The organism is Prevotella sp. 10(H), from assembly GCF_000711235.1.
Lineage (GTDB): Bacteria > Bacteroidota > Bacteroidia > Bacteroidales > Dysgonomonadaceae > Dysgonomonas.
Genome location: NZ_JOMI01000001.1, coordinates 666923 through 688864, shown reverse-complemented (window position 1 = coordinate 688864; position 21942 = coordinate 666923). Strand labels below are relative to the sequence as shown.

14 protein-coding genes are annotated in these 21942 nt (G+C 37.6%); 8 read left to right on the top strand and 6 right to left on the bottom strand.

The annotated features are described in order from the left end of the window. Positions 1 to 186 precede the first annotated feature (186 nt). The 5 genes from K348_RS0102890 to K348_RS0102870 all read right to left on the bottom strand — a co-directional run bounded on the left by K348_RS0102890 (position 187) and on the right by K348_RS0102870 (position 7830). Positions 187 to 1536, bottom strand: a complete 1350-nt coding sequence (locus tag K348_RS0102890) for a HAMP domain-containing sensor histidine kinase (RefSeq protein ID WP_029902732.1) — start codon at positions 1534 to 1536, stop codon at positions 187 to 189. Positions 1537 to 1544: 8 nt separating this feature from the next. Beyond that, positions 1545 to 2228 (bottom strand): response regulator transcription factor, encoded by a 684-nt coding sequence (locus K348_RS0102885; protein ID WP_029902730.1) that lies wholly within the window; start codon positions 2226 to 2228, stop codon positions 1545 to 1547. A 124-nt stretch (positions 2229 to 2352) separates the two neighbouring features. Next, positions 2353 to 5451 (bottom strand): efflux RND transporter permease subunit, encoded by a 3099-nt coding sequence (locus tag K348_RS0102880; RefSeq protein WP_029902728.1) that lies wholly within the window; start codon positions 5449 to 5451, stop codon positions 2353 to 2355. 1 nt (position 5452) lies between these two features. Beyond that, positions 5453 to 6526, bottom strand: coding sequence for an efflux RND transporter periplasmic adaptor subunit (locus K348_RS0102875; protein WP_231496731.1), 1074 nt, complete (start codon positions 6524 to 6526; stop codon positions 5453 to 5455). A gap of 20 nt (positions 6527 to 6546) precedes the next feature. Beyond that, a complete protein-coding gene (locus tag K348_RS0102870; RefSeq protein ID WP_029902725.1) occupies positions 6547 to 7830 on the bottom strand; it encodes a TolC family protein in 1284 nt (427 codons plus the stop codon). A 221-nt stretch (positions 7831 to 8051) separates the two neighbouring features. On the opposite strand from K348_RS0102870, the gene K348_RS0102865 reads away from it, so the two are divergent. Then, entirely contained in the window at positions 8052 to 9017 is a 966-nt protein-coding gene (locus K348_RS0102865) for a helix-turn-helix transcriptional regulator (protein ID WP_029902723.1), read from the top strand. A gap of 470 nt (positions 9018 to 9487) precedes the next feature. Further along, positions 9488 to 10663: a hypothetical protein gene (locus K348_RS18705; RefSeq protein ID WP_156032737.1), complete on the top strand. Its 1176-nt coding sequence runs from the start codon at positions 9488 to 9490 to the stop codon at positions 10661 to 10663. Between the two features lie 5 nt (positions 10664 to 10668). Here the strand turns inward: K348_RS18705 and K348_RS0102855 are convergent, their stop codons facing one another. Then, positions 10669 to 12210 (bottom strand): M20/M25/M40 family metallo-hydrolase, encoded by a 1542-nt coding sequence (locus tag K348_RS0102855; protein ID WP_029902713.1) that lies wholly within the window; start codon positions 12208 to 12210, stop codon positions 10669 to 10671. A 622-nt stretch (positions 12211 to 12832) separates the two neighbouring features. On the opposite strand from K348_RS0102855, the gene K348_RS0102850 reads away from it, so the two are divergent. The 6 genes from K348_RS0102850 (at position 12833) to K348_RS0102825 (ending at position 21813) form a co-directional block, all read left to right on the top strand. After that, positions 12833 to 13618, top strand: coding sequence for an AraC family transcriptional regulator (locus tag K348_RS0102850; RefSeq protein WP_156032735.1), 786 nt, complete (start codon positions 12833 to 12835; stop codon positions 13616 to 13618). Continuing rightward, positions 13615 to 14721 (top strand): hypothetical protein, encoded by a 1107-nt coding sequence (locus K348_RS0102845; protein WP_029902709.1) that lies wholly within the window; start codon positions 13615 to 13617, stop codon positions 14719 to 14721. The genes K348_RS0102850 and K348_RS0102845 overlap by 4 nt, the downstream gene beginning before the upstream one ends. A 373-nt stretch (positions 14722 to 15094) precedes the next feature. Continuing rightward, positions 15095 to 16360, top strand: a complete 1266-nt coding sequence (locus tag K348_RS0102840) for a hypothetical protein (protein WP_029902707.1) — start codon at positions 15095 to 15097, stop codon at positions 16358 to 16360. Between the two features lie 250 nt (positions 16361 to 16610). Then, positions 16611 to 17552, top strand: a complete 942-nt coding sequence (locus tag K348_RS0102835) for a FimB/Mfa2 family fimbrial subunit (RefSeq protein WP_029902705.1) — start codon at positions 16611 to 16613, stop codon at positions 17550 to 17552. A gap of 2 nt (positions 17553 to 17554) precedes the next feature. Beyond that, entirely contained in the window at positions 17555 to 18943 is a 1389-nt protein-coding gene (locus K348_RS0102830; protein ID WP_029902703.1) for a hypothetical protein, read from the top strand. An 11-nt stretch (positions 18944 to 18954) separates the two neighbouring features. Beyond that, positions 18955 to 21813 (top strand): hypothetical protein, encoded by a 2859-nt coding sequence (locus tag K348_RS0102825; RefSeq protein ID WP_029902701.1) that lies wholly within the window; start codon positions 18955 to 18957, stop codon positions 21811 to 21813. Positions 21814 to 21942 lie beyond the last annotated feature (129 nt).

Genomic DNA, 21942 nt, shown 5'->3' with positions numbered 1-21942 from the left:
CATGCAGTATATATAATGATATTTTTATGAATATTAAAGGTTGACTCAAGACCTTTTCTAAGAATCGAAGTGATATTATTAAACATTATAAACATCTTCGACTTCTATTATAACAGAAAATAATTGCTATAGTTCTTTATTCCAGATATTTATAGTATTATTAATCAGTTGGATAATTTATTGCTGCTAATTATTAAGATAAACCTGTATTCTTGTCCCCACATTGATTTCAGACTTTATATCATATTTAATATTATTTTTATCAAAGATTCGCAAAGCTAAAGATAAACCTATACCGCTCCCTTGTATTTCATTTGTATTATCGGCACGGTAAAACGGTTGGCTGATATGGTTAAGTTTTTCTTTTGGGATTCCAATACCTTTATCTGTGATAGATAAGCAAAGTTTCTCATTTTTTATTGAAAGCGTAATCTCAACAATTTCTTTTCCCGAATATTTTACGGCATTTTCTATCAGATTGAATAATGCAATTAGTAATTGTGTACGGTCGATATTGACAAGCATTATTGCTTCGTCTTCGGGACTAATATTGATATCAACCAATATTTTTGACTTAGGATGAACTCCTTTCAACTTCTCAATAATTTCCCATATAAGTTCATCGATACGTGTTTCCGATATATCACTATCATCTTTTTTTAAATCGGATATAATAATAAGTGTATCTAATATCTCTTCCATCTGAAATATTTGTTGTATCAGTTTTTCTGATAACTGTTTATATTCTTCCGGACTACGGTCTTTTATCGAAAAGAGGTCGATATTACCGAGCATGGACGCAAGAGGCGTTTTAAATTCATGGGAAACATACTTCACAAAATTCTTCTGAATTATGACTGTCTCTGATATTTTGGATAATAACTTGTTGAATGTATCTATAAGGTCTTGTAACTCGTCTTTGGTCTGTGGTGAATTGATCTGCACATTCAAGTCATTTGTTGATATGTTATTCACTTCGGTTATGGCTTCGGAGAATGGGCGATATGCCATATTTGCCACCCATCTGCTCAATAAGATAATTGCTAATACTCCAGTCAGAAATAAAGGAATCAGTATCCATAACAAGGCATTGGCCTGTTCCTCCAAAACACTTTTATTTTGTTTGGTGATAACTACAAAATCTCCTTGATTGTCTTCATAGAAAATACCATAACACAAATAATCGTTGGATTTAAATGAAAGATGCTTTACATTCCGTATTTTATCGAGAAGCAAAACAGGTATATCCGGACTGCCCAGCCCATAGGCTATCTGATTGTTCTTATCGTATACCTGATAATATGAGTCTGAAATAATTTCTTCGAACTGTTCCTTTATTTTATCGAATTCTTTTGCACTCAACTCATCTTCTTCCAGATAAAAAAGGGCGGAAATATGTGCAGTCTGGTCAAGATTATTATAAATACTTTTTTCTGTATTTTTATAATATAAGCCGTAAATAGAAAAAGCCAATATGGCAAATACAATACTGAATATCAATGAACAGAATAAGCTTAATCGTGTCTTTACTTTCATAGTAAGTATTATTCCTGCGATTGAATTATATACCCACGACCTTTTATTGTTTTTATCAATTTAGGCAGACCTTCCCTGTCAATTTTATTTCTCAGATACGAAATATAAACATCCACCACATTTGTATTTGTATCGTAATTCAATCCCCATACAGTATCGAGTAACTCCGTACGGGACAATACCCTGTCTTTGTTTTCCAGTAATAGTTTAAGCAGTTTAAACTCCTGAAATGTCAACTTTATTTCATCACCTGCGCGTTCAACTTTATGCTTATCTATATACATTTTCAGGTCTGCACATTCCAAAATATCCGAAGACAAGTCATAACTCATTTTTGCCCGGCGGCTCAATGCATTTATATGTGCCAGTAATTCCCTGAAAAGAAAAGGTTTAGTCAGATAATCATCTGCGCCATAATCAAGAGCTTTTATCTTATCTTCGGGGTCGCCGAGAGCGCTTATCACAATTATGGGAGTGTGTATCTTTTTGTAACGGGTATATTGGAGTAATTCTATCCCGTCTATGCCTGGCAACATGATATCGAGCAGAATCATATCCCATTCTTTCTGGCTGATAAGGGCACGGGCTTCGACCCCATTTTCAGCCAAAACAACCGAAAATCCGCTTTCTTCCAGTCCTTTGATAACAAATTCACTGATACGGCTGTTATCTTCTACCAAAAGTAATTCCATAATGAAAATATAAAGTAACAGATAGTATTTCAAAGATACATCTTCGAATTATAACTTATTCTCGTTCTATAATCGGTAAAGATAATAAAAAGGTCTGTGACCTTAAAGATACGTATTTTTCAATTTATTTATCTTTCAACCTCTTATCCCTTCTGTAAGCAAAATAGAATACCTGCGGCAGCACGGTGAAAGACAATATCATACAAATGAGTATACCTCCAACTATCATTATCGCCAACGGTTTTTGTATTTCGGAACCCATGCCATGCGATAGTGCGGCCGGAAGTAATCCCATTGAACCCATCAGGGCTATCATTAGTACAGGACGGATACGACTGCTGACGGCATCGTCTATAGCCAGACGGAGGTTGCGGGTATGCTGCATCCGTTCTTTCATGAGTACGATAAGCAGGATGCTGTTTATGGCCGTTATGCCGAACAATATAATAAAACCGATGCCTGCCGATATGCCGAACACGGTTCCTGTCAGCCATAAAGAGATGAATCCTCCTATAAATGCGTATGGAATAGCACTGGCTGCAATCAACGTATCTTTTACCGTGCCGAAATTGAGGTACAGCAAAAACAGAATGAGAAGCAATACAGCAGGCACAATTACCATCAGGCGGCCTGTAGCCCGTTGCTGGCTTTCGAATTCGCCTGCCCAGACCATTTTATTCTCTGTTTTCAACTCTACTTTTTCTTTCACTTTCTGCTGGGCGTCGGCAATCGTAGAACCTAAATCCCTGTCGCGTATACTGAATCCTACTCCTACATAGCGACTGCTGCCTTCCCTGTAAATAAAGGTAGGGCCTGTGATGAATTTTATATCCGCTATTTCTTTCAGTGGTACACGTTTTCCGTCCATGGTAGGGATGAGGATATTGCCTATCTTATCTTCATTATCGCGGAATTCTTTCTGAAAGCGTATCTGTACATCGAAAGTACGTTCTTCTTCATAGAATTTTGTAGCTGCCTTACCGCCGATAGCCATCTCCACTACGGCCTGTGCATCGGCCATGGATACGGCATAGCGGGCCATTTTCGATTCTTCTAGTTTTATTTGTAATTCGGGTAATCCGATGCTGCGGAATACATTTACATCTTCCACTCCCTGCACATCCTTTATGGCTGCGGCAGTCTGGTCTGCCAGATTTTCCAGCTGATGCAGGTCGTTCCCGAATATCTTTATCACCAGCGAGCTTTTTACTCCGGCAACATATTCTTCTACATTATCCTGTATGGGCTGGCTAAAGGCAAGGATAACACCGGGGTAGATATTAATGGAGTCGTTTATTTCGGCAATCAGGTCATCTTTATTTATTTTCCTTTTCCACTCCTTTTCCGGTTTTAGTTGGGCATGAAATTCAATGTTGAAAAATCCGGTCGGGTCGGTACCGTCGTTCGGGCGGCCTGTCTGCGAGAGTATAAATTGTATTTCATCAAACCGGCGGAGTTTTTCTTTCATCTCCTTTGTTATCTTCACCGATTCATCCAGATTGACACTATTCGGTAATGTGGCGCGGATATAGATTGCTCCTTCGTTCATACTCGGAATAAATTCTGTACCCCAGAAAGTAAAACGTACTGTGCAGATAACCAATAATATACAGAAAGCAAGCAGCGTGCCTTTTCTATACCTTGAACTGAATGTATATACCTTATGCAGGTTACTGATAAAGAAACGGCTGATAACGTTCGACTTTTCTTTTACAGGTTTTGTCAGCAGTACTTTACACATTACAGGCACATAGGTAAGCGAAAGTATCAGGGAGCCTAGCAACGCATATCCGAGTGTGAAAGCCAATGGTGAAAACATCTTTCCTTCTACTTTCTGAAAAGAAAATATGGGAAAAAGTGCTACTACAAGTATAATTTGTGCGAAAAAGATATGCGATGCTACGCTCCCTGCACTTTTTTTGATAATGCCGTTTTTAGATATTCTTGTAAAACGCATTCCCAACTGTTCGGAGCGTTTTTCCAGTGCCACAAAGATTATCTCGACTATAACGAGGGTTCCTTCCAGCAAGAGACCGAAGTCCAATGCAGCCATTGAAATAAGATTGGCCGGAAGCCCCTGTATCCGCAGCATGATGATTGCAAAAAGAAACGAAAGTGGAATGACAGTTGCTACAATTAACGTTGTACGCCAATTAAAAAGAAAGATGAAAACAACTATGGAAACTAATATAATTCCTTCCAGCAGATTTTTCATAACTGTATGCACTGTCGAATCCACTAAGGTTGTGCGGTCTAAGAAAGGCTCTATTTTTATTTCTTCGGGTAATATCCGGTCGTTCAGTTCTTCTATTTTTGCTTTGAGATTTGTTATAACTTCGCTCGGATTCTGCCCTCGGAGCATGATAACAATCCCTTGTACTACATCATCCTCATCATCGAGCCCTACCTGTCCTAAACGGGGCTTGGAAGAAACACTTACCGAAGCTACCTGCTTCACCCTGATAGGGGTACCGCCTTTTACTTCTATCAGTATATTCTCAATATCTTCAATACTCTCCAACAAACCGATACCTCTTACTACAAAAGCCTGACTACCTTTCTGGATAATGTCACCCCCGACATTTATATTACTTTTCGATACGGCGTCGTACACCTCTAATGGAGATAAATTATAGTTGTTCAGCTCGGACGGGTTAACCTTTATCTCGAATATTTTTTCTTCTCCCCCAAAACTGGCGATACTGGCCACACCGGGCACAGATAATAATTCGCGTTCAACAACCCAATCGTTGATGGCAGCCACTTCTCTGATGGGCAAATCGCTTTTCAGTACATAACGGTATATTTCTCCCGTAGCACCGGATGGTGGCTCGATGGAAGATTCGGCTCCGTCGGGCAGTTCCAGCCCCTGCATCCTGTTGGAGGAATATTGCTGTGCAAAGAAATCATCTACGCCGTCTTCGAAAATAACCGTAACGACCGATAGCCCGAATAAGGAAGTCGAGCGTACATCCGTTTTGCGGGGTATGGTGTTCATCTCCTTCATGATAGGCAAAGTCACAAATTTCTCTACCTCTTCGGCACTCCGCCCCGGCCATTGGGTGATAATACGCACGCGTGTATTGGTCACATCGGGATAGGCCTCTATCGGAGTGTTGATATAACAAACGATTCCGGTGATGAATAACAGGACGGTAAGAAAAAGAACCAGAATGTGATTCCGTAAAGAAAATGCGATTATATTTTCGACAAATTTGTGCATATCAATTCTCTTTAAGTCCTGCGTAAATAAGTAACTGATTGTTTACGACAATATCATCTCCGGCTGATAATCCCGAAGCAATGTATGTTATCTTTCTGTTATGCCCCTGTAATTGTACTTCTTTACTTTTGAAGCCTTCATTATCTTTTACAATCACAAAATAGCGGTCGTCGTCGAAAATCAATGCATCGGTCGGAACGGAGACGAACTCATAGAATGTTTCTCCTTTCAATTTTATAACTACCGACATTTCCGGTTTCAGTTTTAAATCTTTATTATCCAGTATAATCCGGGCTTTCAATACTTTCTCTTCCGGGTCGAATATCTGCGATAACGAACTGATTTTCCCTTTGAAAATCTCGCCGGGATAAGAAAGTGTAGTGATGTCTACCTCCATGCCTTCTTTTACAAATTGCAGATTACTGGCATATACATTGGCAACAATCCATACCGTACTGAGGTCGGCTACGGTGAACAAGGGTTCGCCGTCTGTAGATACCGTACTCCCCGAGGATACATTCTTGGTGACGATATAACCCGTCATGGGCGATTTGATGGAAAACATGCCGTTTCCTTTGTTTATGCCATGCACCCCCATATCGCTCTGTATTTTATTATAAGTCGCCTGAGCCTGTTTTACTTTTGCCTGTGCTTCGAGTAATTCCTTTTCAGATAACATATTATCCTCGTAAAGGGATTGAGCTGTCAGGAGTTCGCGCTGTGCGATTTTCACATCGGATTCTGCCGAGACGGCATCCGCCTGAAGAGAGCTGAGGTCGGAACTTCTGACATCCAGCAATACCTGCCCTTTCTGCACTTTATCTCCCAACGAAAAATAGCTTCGGTCGGCAATTCCGTTGACAAGTGAAATGTAATTTATGACCTTATCGGGGTCGTAGTCTACCTTTCCCGTCAGGGTAAGTTCTTCATTCTGATTGCCGGATGTAGCTTTTATTGTTTTTATATTATTTGCAAATGAGGGGTTATGCTTCTCCGTATTGTTTTCCGCCTTGGTCTCTTTTTCAGAGCAGGATATTAATAAGAGAGCGATAGAAGTTATATAAAGTATTTTCATTGTTGGTTTGGATATCATAGTTATTTTATATCGGTTCCTACGGTATATTGTAATTCTTCAAATTGTATGTTCATTTTTTTGCGGGCATTCAGCATGGTTTGTTTATTGGTTTTATACGCTTCCATAAAGTCTATATATTCTAGCATGCTTATATTCCTGTTCATAAGGTTCTTGGTATAAGCACTCAGCATATCATCCAGTTCGGGCAGTAAACTTTCTTCGTTTATTCGCTTATAAAAGCTATAGGCGTTTATGTAATTATTATAGGAAGCAGATATCTCGTGATGAATTATATTCATTTGATGTTGAGTTATATAGCTGTTTTGTTTCATACTTATTTTAGCCGCTTTGATATTCCCCTGATTGCGGTTGAAGAAAGGTAGGTCGATACTTACTCCCAGCCCTATAAAGTCTTTCCATACGCCGCCGTATCTGTCGTAAGCTGCACTGATAGTGATATCAGGCACCCGCAAGGATTTTTCATAGTCAAGTGATTTTTTGAAAAATTGTGTTTGCAGGTTGTACACTTTCATGTCGGGGCGCGATTCTTCCGCTTTTATAAATAATTCGGATAGAATGAGGGCATCGGGAGCTTTATTTGTTTTTTGATTAGCTGTAATTTCAATTTCGGTAAGAGGGGAGAGGTTCAGTAGAACTTTTAATGTTTTTGCTTTTTCAATGAATTCTTCCCGGGTTTCATTTATTTCATTTTCCAGTTCGAGTAGAGATGATTGCAGCCGGAGTAATTCATTTTTTGCTATATTGCCCTGCTGAACCTGTTTTTTATACGATTCGATAAGTTGAAAGAGTGATTCGTGCTGATTATTCAGCACCTTCAGATAAGATTGACTATATTGTATTTCACAGACTGATTTTCTCAATTCTGCTTTAAGGCCTCTCATTACTTCTTCAAACTCATGCAGGGCAATTTCTTTGGATACTTTTTCACGCCGGATTAATTTACCTCTCTTGTTGGCGGTTTGAATCAACTGGCTTAACTCGATACTGAATTCTGTGTTTTTAGCGAATGTGTAAGAGGCTATTTCACTCAACTCTTCACGCTGTTTTCCGGTACTCCACAAATTAACATTACTAACGGATAGAGTAGGGTTATTCCATAATTTAGCTTGTGTGACTGCTGCATCAGATATGTCGATATTATATCTGGATACAATAAGTTCCAGATTATTGGTAAGGAATAACGATTGTATTTGTTCCGAATCTAAACGGACTATTTGTGGTTCCTGTGAGAACCCGGTAAAAGCATGGTAAAAAAATGCTGTAAATAGCAGGAATTTTCTCATTAATGTGATAGATTTTTGTTCCTGCAAATTTATTTCTTAAAGATTAGAGTTTCCTTGGAGTTAGATTAGAAGAATATTAGAATTGGATTAAAGATTGGGGGGTGAGTAATTTACCGATTCATATTCGATGTAAATTTATATTCATCTAAAAAACAATGATATTAAGAAAAACTGTTTTTCTCAAAATTCTTACCTTTAGCACTCATTAAATCTAAAAGTATATGGAATATAAAGAAATGTTACAAAAATTGGTGCCGGCAATTGAGAAAAATTTTCCCGAAGGGAAAGGCTATATTTCAAAGCTGTCGAGAATCTTGAATCTTACGAACCGAACGGTAAGCCGAAAACTTAGGGGAGAAGTACAATTTACAGCTGACGAATTACTTACTTTGGCCAATAAGTTAAACATCTCGCTGGACAATATCTCACTGGGTGAAGATAAATACAGGCACGCTATGTTTTTATCTACTTTCGACTGGTCGCCTGAAACCGATTATCAGGATGCGATAACAGAAGCGATGACACCCTATTTATTAGCCCTTGAATCTCCTTATCCCAAATTTATGGTAGCGACAAGCACGTATGCCGACACTGTTTTTTACGATTTGGAGTTACTGGCAAAATTTGATTATCTGAAATGGCTTTATTTCAATAAGGGTTATAATAAATCCATACCATTGGCTGATTATCAGATAGACAGAGATTTTCATAAAAAATTTGATGATATCGTAAAAAGATTCAGAGAATCTACTTATATAGTCAGTATCAATATGATAAGTAATATTGCAGAAGAAATATTGTACTTTTATCGCATAAAGTTACTGACTAGGGATGAGATTAAGGAACTTAAAAAAACGCTGCTGTATAAACTTAGCATCATGGAAAAGATTTGCTTAACAGGCTATTATCCCGGTACAAACAAAATTATAAATTTATTTTTTTCGGAAATGAATTTACCTAATGATATAATTATAATTGATACTGACAATATTAAAATGGTACATATCACAGCCTTTTTTCATAATACTATTATGTCTAAAGACAATGATACTATTGAAATAATAAAGCATTGGTACCAGACATATCTACGTACTGCAAATATAATAAGTGTAAGTGGTGAAATGAACAGGATAAAATTCTTTCAAAAGCAATATGCCGACCTTGAAACAAAGTTAGGAAACCTCTGACCTGCAAAATTCCAACTCACCTCAACTAACGGCAAATATAAAACACCAAATAATTACCGCATTATTGCCGTTGATAATTATCTTTTCCTTTTTTGTGCATTTTTACGGCACACCCATCGATAAAATAAGCTTTTTACGGCTTTTCATGTGTTAATAAACATCAAAAGTTATTAATTGGAAATTTCTAGGTGTATATAAGGTTTTTACTTATTTGTGAAGTAACTTTTATAGCTTTTCCATACATATGACAATTGAAATGCCATTCACTTAAACTGTTATTAATAAAACATCTCTTAATTAGAAAAAAATGAATGATTAATACTCTTAATCAGTCTTGCTCCAGATATGAACTTAAAATACCTTTGATAAGGTCGAAATGCTCAATGAAACTCAATACCCTCTCCCGTAACAAAAGTATTATCTATCATGGGTAATTTGGCAACAAAATATTAATCAAATTGCATATAGATATGAAAAGTATATTAAGTTTTATAATGATAGCTGTTTTATCAATCCTAGGTGGACAAGCCCATGCACAGGTAACTATTGGAAGTGGTGAACCTCCTGCCAAAGGAGCGCTTTTGGACATGAAAGAAAAAGAAGCTGCCAATGGAACGAAAAACGCGGAGAAAGGAGTTTTATTTCCGCGTGTAGAACTATCTGGCCTCACATCTTTACAACCACTACTGAATGCTGCGGATGCCGTCGATGCAACCCAAAAACTTATTCATAAAGGCATAGTTGTATATAACGTAAAAGTATCCGCAAATTTGCAGGAAGGTTTTTATTACTGGGACGGCACAAAATGGGTCATTATGGGTAGCGGCGGTAATCTTGCCGCAGGCTGGGAGCTACAAGGAAATAGCGGAACAGACCCGGCAAAAAATTTTGTAGGAACTACCGACAATAAGGATTTATCTATCCGCACCAACAGTAAGGACAGAATACATATAACCTCAGGCGGCAACGTGGGTATCGGTAATACCAACCCGCAATACGTGCTGGATGTGGCAGATACCGCACATGTTAACAATCTCAAGGTGAGTGATGCCCCGCTTCTGGCAAATGCCACCAATATGGTTATCGATGATAACGGGAATGTAGGAAGGGCATACAAAACTGCCAGCAATTTTACGTTCGGTGATATATATAGTGTGGTAATGGGAGCGCCGATAACAAATAAGGATCCCCATAATAATATAATCAAGATTCCTTTGAATGTGCAGATCGAAGTTACGACACCACCACATACTGAATGCCTTTACTTTATCGATTACAATATGCCTTGTCATTATATAAAAAACAATTCCGATACCGTTAAAATAGGATATATAGGCGTCACATTATTTAAAACCACAATACAAAGCACTGCAGAACTGCCCGAAGGCTCTCGTAAATTTACTACTTTTCGTAAGGGTTACTCAAATACGAATGCTATCGGGATGCCAATAATAGGAAAAGCCACCGACAGGATAAGAAACGAATCTGATATTCCCCAAAAGACCACTTATAGTCTAAGCGGATATATCGAAATGAATGTGAATGGGGACGAAGTCAGGTTCGGGATGTATGCAGCAACCGGAGAAAACTATAACTGGGGGCGCGGAACCATGTCGGTATTGTCTTATATAAAAGTATTGGACTAATAAACTCAATAATTTTTCATAACTTCTTTAAAATACCAAATCATTCTGCCATAATTATCCAACGTTATATGTTCATTTTCGTTATGAATTGCACGTTGTTCATATTGATTGAGTTCAACAGGCATAAAGCGATATAAATTATCGCTAACAATCTGATATTTATAAGCATCCGTACCACCTATCGTTATATAAGAGGATACAATCGTTCCCGGATATAATTGTGATAAACTTTCTTTTATGATATTAAATCCTCTCGTATTTTCCGGCGAAATGCTCGAAGGTTCCCTGTCGGAAATCACTTCCATTTCAACTTCATAATCTTTGCAGATCTCCTTTACATGATTAATAACATCACTCACCGTTTCACCCGGCAGAATACGAAAGTTCACTGTTACTTCCGATACCGATGTAAGTACATTCGGGGCATCACTACCTTTTGCCATACTGATTGCCGTAGTAGTACGAATGAGGGCATTCGATGAAGGGCTTTTACTTAATGTGCTAAATAAAACAGGCTTTAATAACCATTGATTTGCAATGGCGATGCGGGACGTAAAATTCATTTCACCACCGATATTGTCGAGAAAAGAAGCTATCGGAGATATTATGGTTGCAGGCATCTGGTTACTGTTGAGTTTTTCTATAATCTCGGCAGCATATACCAATGAACTCTTTGCAGGAGGCATCGAAGAATGGCCACCCAAACCGGATACTTTAATCCTTAAAGTAAGAAATCCTTTTTCACCGATGCCAACTAATGCTATAGGCTTTTTTATTGATTGCATAGCAGATCCTGAAGCTGCAATAATGCCGCCTTCGTCATAAACAGCGTCAAAAGTAATACCTTGCTGTTTAAAATAATCGGCTATATGAACGGCTCCCTGCCTCCCACTCACTTCTTCATCATGGCCGAATGCAAACCAGATATCCCGTTCAGGTTGCCATCCTTCGGTAATGAGATCGTCTGCTGCTTCAAAAAGGGAAAATAACATACCTTTCATATCGAGTGTTCCCCTCCCGTAAATTCTTCCGTTGATTACAGTTCCTGAAAAAGGAGAATAATCCCATTTTGTCTGCACGCTATTAATGCGTTCTACGGGTGTATCATCTGGTTGAAATATAGTATCGGTAGCAATTTCTGCGGAAACATCATATCCTATAACGGGCACAACATCATAATGTGATAAAAATAAAATAGGTTTCAAATTTTTATTTTTACCTTTCCAATGAAAAACAAGTCCATAGTTGTTTACCGTCAAAGTATCCATATTTCTATATATCTGCGGATAAACTTTGGGCAGGTAGGCTTTAAATTCATCAAAAGGTTTAAAATTGGTATTTTCATAAACCTCATTGCTTACGGTAGGAATACGAATACCTCCAACCAAACGCTTAATCGCTTTTTCCGAAGGAATTATATTGAGTGTTGTATTACTATTGTCTACTTCATTCTTCTGAAACGGATAAATCCATGTTTTCACTAAAAGAATAATAACCAACACTATAAATAATAAGAGTACAGCCGTAATAAATCGTTTTATTTTCATAGGGATATGTTGTATATGTATCTTTAACATTTAGCTCAAACAGAAAGTTTTAGAGGATAGAAAATTATTTATTATTTGAGTATCTGTATTTTAATCATTAAACTATTTCGCTATTATAATGTTTACATATCAAATCTAACATTTAGAAGCTGTTTTAAATTGACCCATAATTTATTCAGATTTTTACTTCAAAAGGATATTTCGTTATTTAAGCAGGTTCTTTGCTGTTATTTATTATACCGTGATGGAATTTCTCACAATCGCTCTGTTTTTATTGTTTTGTTTCCCTTTGTTTTCGTCATGCGTCAATGCAATCGATATTATACTATCCTCCCGGAATAAAATTAATCCGATGGTAGACAAAGCAAAAATAATACTTGTGCTTTTTTATATCTGCACGGGCGGGGTTTGGTTTTTAATTATTCTTTTTCAGTTCGACTGGAAAATATACCCTTATCTCAGCTCCCTTTATTATACGTTCAGCTTATTGTGGATACCACTTTTTTATCATTTCATTTTCTACATTACATCTACTGCCGAAGATAAGGATTTTAACTACATACATTATATTGTTCCTCTAATTTTCTTTGTAATTTTGCTAATATATCCCTTTTTTAGGCCTATGAATATTTCATTTCAAGGCGTTAACAACGATATAGTAATTGTTCCTATACACCGCAAAACATCACTCTGGGTCTATCTGCTTGCAGTTTTCCGCCGCCTGTTTATGCTTACATATGGTGTACTAATTTTTTTGCGTATAAAACGGTTAGGTTTCGATGCAGATAAGTGGTTTTACTCTCATAATTGGTTATGGGTAATAATGAGGATTTATATTGTCATATTTATTGTTACCTTCCTACGGCTATTCGATTATTCTGCAGCATGGCCAGTTATACTTCTAACTGTGGCTATGGCTATATCATTAGTACTGCTTCAATCGGTTATCGGATTTAATATGATTCGGGGTAACTATAAATTTATCGGAGTAAATACTGCCGAGGAACCTGTGGACGGAAAGAGAAAATACACCAATTTCCAAAAGTCAAGATATAAAAGCTATAACAACAAAAAGTTAAGAGTCAGCATCACGATTGACCGTTCTGAATTTGAGAATTATTTCCGCCTTAAAAAACCATACCTGAACTCAAAACTTAAAATTGATGATTTAGTCGATAGGTTTAATGCCTGTAAGAACGTTATATCTTCTTATGTAAATAATACCTATGGAATGAGCTTCAGCTGGTATGTAAACCACTGGCGCTTAAAAGAGATGGATAGATTAATGACATTGAAATCGAACAAAGGAAAGGATGTAAAAGATTTAGTCCTGAAGGCAGGCTTTGGAAGTTATCGGAGTTATATGCGAGCAAAGGCTTATTTTCAAGATAAAAACGTATCCCGATGACAGTAACCGACTTACTAATGATAATGAGTTTCGGCGGTCCCTTATTTGTCTCGCTGTTATCCATCGGAATGATGCTGGGTTACCGGAAAGTGGGCGGTAATGACGTCAAGCGAACTATTCTGGCATTGATAATCGGCCACTTCTCATGTGTTTTTGTATCAAATCTGACTGTTATCTTCTTTATATATCAACCGGATTATTATATTTATCTGAGCTCCTTATCTTTTCTGTCTTTACTACTATCGACTGTATTCTTATATAATATAATCTATCTGCTCACATCTGGAGACTCATCAAAAAAGCTATCCCCATTACACTATATCATTCCTATCGTAATAGCCCTTACTCACGAGATTTGGTGCTGGTTAGTTCCGCGCAGCGTTCAGTGGAATATAGTTGTAAACCAAGTACTCGATATGCATAACAATAAATCCTTTTGTCTCTTTTATGCCTCCAAGCTCTGGATATATGCACTGTATGTGGTTATCTATTCTATACTAACGTTTAAGAGGATGCCTGCATACCGCCGGTATATAAATAACTACTCGGCAGATGAAGAGAAGTCTTCTCTTCATTGGATATCTATGATTATAATCCTTGCCTTAGTCATTATACCTATATCATTTATCACCTTTTTAATAAATGGAAAAGATAATATTATAGAAGAGATAATTATTATCATTGCCAATATCTTATATGTAATAAAGCTTGTAACAATACAGTATAACATGTTCACAGAAAACTATGTCATAATATCCAAAGATTGTAAATGTCCGCCCGCCGATGAAGAAAACCAGGTAAATATTGACAAAGAAGAATTTGAAAGATATATGGAAGAGAAAAAACCTTATCTCAATCCGCATTTGAAGATAACAGACATTTTATACGAATTTCATACATGCCGTAGCTATATGTCAGCCTTCATTAATCGTACCTATGGAATGAACTTTAGTTTTTATATTAATACTTTAAGAATGAAGGAGTATGAAAAATTAAAAAATGATCCTGGTAATATAAAGAAAAGCGATTCAGAACTTATTTCACGTGCAGGCTTTAGTTACAGGGGATTTATGCGCTTCAAGAAAAATAAGATAAAGAATTAACAATTCTCTTCACAAAATCACCTAATTTATATACCAATTAATACAAAAACATAAAACACGATGTGTCATTTCAATTTATTTTGAAAAATAATAACGATATAAATGAGATTTTATTTACAATAAAATTATTACCCTCCAAATATTTCACAACAAGCTTATATATAACCATTTAATGGGCAGGCAAAAATTGCCTGCCTTTTTAATTTGACAAATTACATTTTAAATCATATATGATATTGACAGCAAAAAATACAACTCTGCTGTTATAAATCCCATAGTATCCGATGGTTTCATCAGTGAAAAAATGATAATGAGTTTCATATACATATTCACAATACTGAAACTGAATTTTTAATTAATAAAGAATTACCGAATGAGAAAAGAAATCAAGATTATTATTAGTACAATTATAGGAATGCTATTAATTTCCTGTAGTGATGATGGAACGGACAGCGTCGGTCCAAATGAAACAAAGAAAGAAGAGGCAGCTTCGCTAACGATGAAGCTCTCTAATGAAGTAGCCCAGAGAACTAAATCTTTTGACGACCTGCAAAATGACAGAACCCAGAATATTCTACAGGTACGTGGAGTTGTTAATATATTCTTCTTTACCAATACGGGAGCACTAGTCAAATCAGATACACCTTTGGCTGCCGACCTTATTGCCGGAAAAACCTATACCTACGATAACGATGGTATAACAACCGCTATAAAGGAAGTTATTGTGGTAGGAAATGTGGGAAGTATCCCGGCCGATATAAACAACAAATCCAAATTGGAGGCTATAATCAATTCTCTGGAACAAGCACAGGACGATTATCAGAAATCGACCCCTGATATATGGGTCTATGGTGCAACAACAGATATAGACTGGGATTCACAGCCTGCAGTCAATGGCATTAAGCAAGGCAAGTGTTCAATCGATATAGCCCCGGTATTATCACGTATAGATGTTACGGTAAACACATCGGGAATAACCGCAGGCTATGAGCCGGCAGATATTCCATCATCAAATATAGATTTCAAAGGCGTAGCCGTTCTGTATAGTGGAGCCTATACTCACTATATTCCCGGTTTTATCCCAACGATGTCAAGTATTACTTCAAAATTTGGAACAACTGCACTTCCTCTGAGATCCGGTCTGGAAGATACTGAATTTCCGCTTTGGTCCGCATCAAATCAGGTTTCTTTATTAACACCCGAAAAGAAAGAAACAATCTTACATGCCTCCTGGACTGGAGAATGGCATGGTAACGATAATCTGGAGCAATCTACCGGAACTTTAACACGGACATTTTATGCGTTCCCTACCAGTGTCGAAGCCGGCTATTATAACAGGAATACGATTCTTACTGTATATGGCGACTATCACGATAATCCGGGAGAAAGCAACGATGCCATAACCCCGCTTTTCTGGGCAGTACGTTTTTCAGAAACCCAGCCGCTTAATGGTGGTGCATTCGCTAAGCCACTGGAAAACGGAACGGTATACGAACTTAAAATAAATATGACCGGAGATTATAGTGGCGGTGGACCGGGGACAACAGACCCCGAAGCTGAATCTGCCAATTTGGAAGTTACTATCAATCAGGTGAAATGGAAGACAGTTGTATCTATGGAAATAGACTTTAATAATTAGCACAAATTTTAATAAAATTTTGCTCATATACCAGGTAAGTATTTTAGGGGTTTTAAGTGAAGTTTTCATCTATAATTTACCTACCTGGTGAGCATTATTTCGCACTGATATTAATGCCTCTGATATGTCCGATAACCGATTTGTTATAAGAAGAGGTTATTAATAGCTATTGGAACTGTTTTAGGTTTTTAACATGAAAAGTCTGGAATAAGTTTCATTATTGATTATTTCCCAATTCTTAATTAAAGCGATGATAAATTATATAATAAAGGGATTCTTTCTTTTAGCCATCTCTCCTTGTCTTTTTTGTAGCTGTATAAGAGATGGAATCGATGAATGTCCGGACTATGGCTGTAGAATAAAAGTGGTTTTGGAAGCTCTGGCAGAAATTCCATTTGCGGAAGACACAGATATAAAAATAATTGATTTATACATTTTTGATACAGATGGATATTTAATTGGGAAAGTAAATAATGTGCGTTTCAATGAATGGGTAAACATTAATTATAAAGAATCCGGTAAACTTCAGATTGTTGCTATTGCGAATGCAACGAATGAAGATGTAATTCTATCCGAAATTCCCAATAATTGCACGATGGCAGAGACAGCATTACTTTTAAGACCTTCTTTAGAATTCAATTCAAATTTATTATATAATGCTCCCGGCGAGATATTTTACGGGTCGGTAACTGTAAATAATAATCCTTTGGTTGCCGAAGAAAGAGAATTACCAATACACCCTATCGTATCAAAAATAAACATAAAACTGAAAGGACATCGGCATTACACTATGCAATTACTGGACTTATCGGAATTACCGGCGGACGAAGACTTTACCTTTGTAATTCAGACCAGACATCTTTCTGTTGATTTTCAAGGGAATCCATGTAACTCGCCTGTATCTTATCATGGAAAAAATATACTCTCTTATCAAGGAATATGCGAAATACCGACGTTCAATATGCTCTCTACCGACGAAGGCGAAGAAGTGGCCATCTATGTCTACCACAAAGAAACATTGGTGGATGTGGTCTCGGAAACAACTCTAGCCACCCGCAACAGTGACAAAGCACCTCTTACTGTTTATAATGGAAAGCTGCTTGAGGTGTACATCAATTATCAATCGGGTATAACCGTATCATTACAAAATACTAATTGGAAAGAAGGAGGTTTGATGTGGAAAGACTTTTGAATATGATAGGCAGATTATTTCTTCTTTGTCTTTTACTCGGACTCATTTCGTGCGAAAAAGATGACCTTTCTGAATTTCCTAATGGCAAGGTAGAAATGGTAGAGATATCATTAAGAACAACAAATATAGGACATTTGAGTGTCGACAATGATCCCGATTACGAAATAAAAAGCCTGCGTATTCTGGCCTTCAATTCAGCCATAGGCAAGTTATACTTCAACAGCGGTAAAATCGACCTGCTTTCAATATCTCAACCTATAACCTTTGAGATTATGACAGGTCAATATGATTTTGTATTCATCGCCAATGAACATTCGGTTGATAATGATTTACTATCTGTATTGCTTGATACATGGGTTTCTACAAAGCTGACCGCTCTCGATCAACAAACGTTTCATTACAATGCATTTTCAGGAGAGAAAAGCCTTCCGGCTACCTCTATTTATAAGAATGTTAAAGTTACCGGCAACAGGGAACTTACTTATTACGACACCAATATCAATGCATGGGTAAACATAGACGATATTCTTAATCCGTTATGGAATGTCGAAGTCGAACGGCTGGCAATTAGAATAGACTTGGAACTGCTGATCGACGAAAGTGTAGCCGGAGACATTACCGGAATACAATTTGCTAACCTCCCGGATCAGGTACCGTTCTTTAGCAATAAAATGGTGGATAACTCTACAATTTATTATGAAGGTGGGTACAATGAAACCTATCCGTTAAGCTCTATTTCAATAAATGATTTTGCGAAAACCGGACCCGACAATGAGGGCAGATATAAATACACGCTGAAAAGAGTAATTCTTCCATCAAGTGTATTTTCGGAAAGCACTAATGCAGACAAGGCTATAGCAATTGATGTACATCGGTCGTCTGCACCTGAAAGCCCTTTGAGGCAGGCTATAGGACAGGCAATGCCTGCGGATTTTACCTCTCCACGCAATCTGTATTATAAAATCATTGGAAGTATCATCGAAGATGCAGTTTCACTTTCGGCGGTAATAACGCCCAAACCATGGACCGAAGAAAACATTTCGGGGAATACGGGTGAACAAAAACTGAATGTTGAGAAATTATCCGTAGAAATCTCTGCTTGCAATACTGCCCGCATTCATTTTTGGTCTAATCAACCGAAGGTTGTTATTGTCGAAAAAGGATATGTGGAATTATCGGGAGATACAGAATTCAACGTTAACGATGTATTGAATAATTTGGCTGGAGATACAGCTACAAATCTGCATTATGATAAAATATCAGGCATTGGATATATGGATATTAAAATCAGGAATGATGTTGATCTAGCTAATCTGAATGTCGATGCATTACGTATCTATCTGAATGCTTCCGGTCTGAGCAGAGAAATCATTTTAAACATACATCCCTAAAAAGCATAAGTATGAAAGCTAAAAGCATTTTCTTATTGATCTTACTGAACTTAGTCACATCATGCAGTGATGAAACGATAGGATACAGACCGGAGATAGATGTCCCGGAAAATAAAGTTCTTTTAGAACTAAAACTGGATGGTGGAGATTACATACTACCTTCTGCCAAAAAAACGAAGAGTGAAAATGAAGAGGGAGATAATGTATGGGTACTTGTATTTGAAGGTTCACAAAAAGAAAATGCTGAATTTAAAGAAATTGTAAAAACAAATATCTCTTCCGGATCTCTTTATGTAATGTTGACAAAATCAACAGCCCATAGTCATGTACTGGTTATTGCTAATGTCCCTGATGAGTATTATAACAATGAAAGTGATACGGAAGAGCCTTTTGATGTACAGCATATTACAACGGCACTTACAGGGAAAACTCTGAGCCAATGTCAGGATATCCTTTTAACAATGTTATTGGATCAACCTGCTGTTTCGACTATTCCCTATGCCGGACAAACAATTCCTATGGCAGGACTTGCAGATGTTCCCGGAGGTATTGTCGAAGGCACGGTGTTATCAAATGCGGATACAAACAAATTTTGCCTGACGCGGATCGTTGCAAAAACTGATGTGAGGAGTATGTCCGAAAACTTTGAACTTCTTGGAGCTACGGTTATAAATTCTCCGGTACAAGGCAGCTTTTTCTCCTTAACTACAGATATACATACTAACATAAACCAATTAACAGATTATCCGGAAACCGACCCATCCGACCCTGTTTACCTGTATGAATCAGCCGTTGAAAATAATACATCGGTTATAATCAAGGGAAAATATAAGGGTGAAGAATATTATTATAAACTCGGTTTTATTGATGATACAGGAAATTTAATGGCTATTCACCGTAATAAGTACTACAAGTTCGAAATCACCTCCATCACCGGACCGGGTAAGACTACATTGGAAGCTGCCCGAACAGCCCCCCCTGTGAATGTAAACTATCATATAGTTGTTCTAGATGATACCTCTCATGATATTATCAGTAACGGGAAATATTACCTCGGGGTATCCAATTCAGAATTAATTATTTACGGAGAAGGAACACAACAGGATATCATAGCCTTTACCGTAAACACCGATGCCACTGCTGCAATGGGAATTACACAAAACACAGTAACAAGCGAAGGCGCCGGCCTTACTCTTACCAATCCCGCAAATAGCATAAACCTCTCCACAGCATCCGTACCGGGAAGTACAGACGTGAAAATTGACCTCACACCTAATTTTGAAAGCGGTATTATCAATATCCAACTTGGCGATCTTGTAAAAACGGTTGAAATTTCCCGGCGCGTGCCCTTATCCTATACCGGAGAGGAAGTTATTGATGGAAGTTTTGTTTCAGCTGTAATAACCGGAAAAGGAAATGGAGAAGAATGGTTGTCGCTATCGGCAGACGGTATACAATCTTCCGGCAATGAAATAAACCTCGGCAATCCGGGGTCTGTTTATATTATGGCTCCCTTCAATATTGCCGCAAACAATGGAAACAGCCGTACGGGCGGAGAATTCTTCCTGGCCGGGAACAATGATTCGGGACGTATCAAATACATGATTTCTCAGGCATGCCTCAACCTTGGAGAAATAAACGTAGACCCTTATGGCTATGTGGGAGCCTTCTGGTGTAAGAATCAAACGGGAGAACGACTGATACGTATACCCTATATTGACGGGGCGGAAGGTGCATGGAGTGCTTTGGTATTGGAAGGAAAAGAATGGATAAAGCTGGATGCGCAGGAAAGTTCTGACCCTAATATCGGCTGGAAATCAGGCGGTAATGAAACATTGGTTGCAGATATGAATACTACGGGAAATGATGCACAGTATCAGGTTAGCGGAGAAGCCGTATCGTTAAATGGCACGATTAAAAAAGACGGATACATTTATTTCAGGATAGGACTAAAAAGTACATATTCATCCACCACCACTAATCCGGCAAGATACGGAGTTGTTCTTCTTTCATACAACGACAACCGGAAGTTCTCCAAAATATACATAAGACAAGGACAAGATGCCGACTATCTGATGCATCCGCAAGGTACTCCCGCCCGCCCGCTGGCAAAGAAATTCTCACCATATAATCTTACTCACAAGAATATGACAGCAGGAGGAAATCATAGAGATAATCACCCCCATATTAATTGGAGAGATGGAGCTTTCACAAAATACCCGACTCAAGCTGGCGCTTTTCTTCAATATGCAAACCAATCCAATCAACGTTATGCTTATCATCCGGTAAATTCAATGGGCTCAATAACTTTATGGCAGAATAATTATGTTTCAGGAATGTGGGGGGAGAAAACGTGGGACGAAATACGTAATTCACACGAAAGTTGCCCTACCGGCTGGATAAGACCCAATGATGGTTCACTTACCAGCGCAGTAGGGGACAATAATAATATGTCAAACTCCGAAATGCGTCAATCATTGTATTTAAATCCTCCCAATGGAACTTCCCCTAATATGGATAATGTACTATTCGGATATTATGCCGATGGTTTTTTCGACCGGAGGAAGATAGTTGCCTCTCCAAGCGGAGTTCCTTCTTCTGCCGTGTCTACCGGAAATTATAACGTTGCTTATGTGGGATATTTATTCTTTAACCCTAAAGATAACCGTTCTCTTTTCTTCCCATTATCGGGTCAAAGAGCAAGAGCCGATGGTAAACTATTATCTACAGGTGAATATTGTTCCTATTGGTCCGGAACAACATATAACGATGAATCTTATGGATGGGCGCTTACTTTCAGCAATGGTAACGTTGGTCAATCGTATATAAAGAAAAGCGAAGCTATTTCCATTCGTTGTATAAAAGAATAGTAATACGATGGGGTGAATTTGTTACCTCAAAATTCATCGACTAGCTAATTTTTTAACGCTTAAGTATGGATGGTATGTTATTCGATTGAGCTTTTAGTAGAAAATCAATCGAATGTACATATTATTTTA

What these genes read in the sequence shown, in the direction of transcription:
- K348_RS0102890 (WP_029902732.1), bottom strand. Translation starts at nt 1,536, where the DNA reads ATGAAAGTAAAGACACGATTAAGCTTATTCTGTTCATTGATATTCAGT.
- K348_RS0102885 (WP_029902730.1), bottom strand. Translation starts at nt 2,228, where the DNA reads ATGGAATTACTTTTGGTAGAAGATAACAGCCGTATCAGTGAATTTGTT.
- K348_RS0102880 (WP_029902728.1), bottom strand. Translation starts at nt 5,451, where the DNA reads ATGCACAAATTTGTCGAAAATATAATCGCATTTTCTTTACGGAATCAC.
- K348_RS0102875 (WP_231496731.1), bottom strand. Translation starts at nt 6,526, where the DNA reads ATGAAAATACTTTATATAACTTCTATCGCTCTCTTATTAATATCCTGC.
- K348_RS0102870 (WP_029902725.1), bottom strand. Translation starts at nt 7,830, where the DNA reads ATGAGAAAATTCCTGCTATTTACAGCATTTTTTTACCATGCTTTTACC.
- K348_RS0102865 (WP_029902723.1), top strand. Translation starts at nt 8,052, where the DNA reads ATGGAATATAAAGAAATGTTACAAAAATTGGTGCCGGCAATTGAGAAA.
- K348_RS18705 (WP_156032737.1), top strand. Translation starts at nt 9,488, where the DNA reads ATGAAAAGTATATTAAGTTTTATAATGATAGCTGTTTTATCAATCCTA.
- K348_RS0102855 (WP_029902713.1), bottom strand. Translation starts at nt 12,210, where the DNA reads ATGAAAATAAAACGATTTATTACGGCTGTACTCTTATTATTTATAGTG.
- K348_RS0102850 (WP_156032735.1), top strand. Translation starts at nt 12,833, where the DNA reads ATGAATATTTCATTTCAAGGCGTTAACAACGATATAGTAATTGTTCCT.
- K348_RS0102845 (WP_029902709.1), top strand. Translation starts at nt 13,615, where the DNA reads ATGACAGTAACCGACTTACTAATGATAATGAGTTTCGGCGGTCCCTTA.
- K348_RS0102840 (WP_029902707.1), top strand. Translation starts at nt 15,095, where the DNA reads ATGAGAAAAGAAATCAAGATTATTATTAGTACAATTATAGGAATGCTA.
- K348_RS0102835 (WP_029902705.1), top strand. Translation starts at nt 16,611, where the DNA reads ATGATAAATTATATAATAAAGGGATTCTTTCTTTTAGCCATCTCTCCT.
- K348_RS0102830 (WP_029902703.1), top strand. Translation starts at nt 17,555, where the DNA reads ATGATAGGCAGATTATTTCTTCTTTGTCTTTTACTCGGACTCATTTCG.
- K348_RS0102825 (WP_029902701.1), top strand. Translation starts at nt 18,955, where the DNA reads ATGAAAGCTAAAAGCATTTTCTTATTGATCTTACTGAACTTAGTCACA.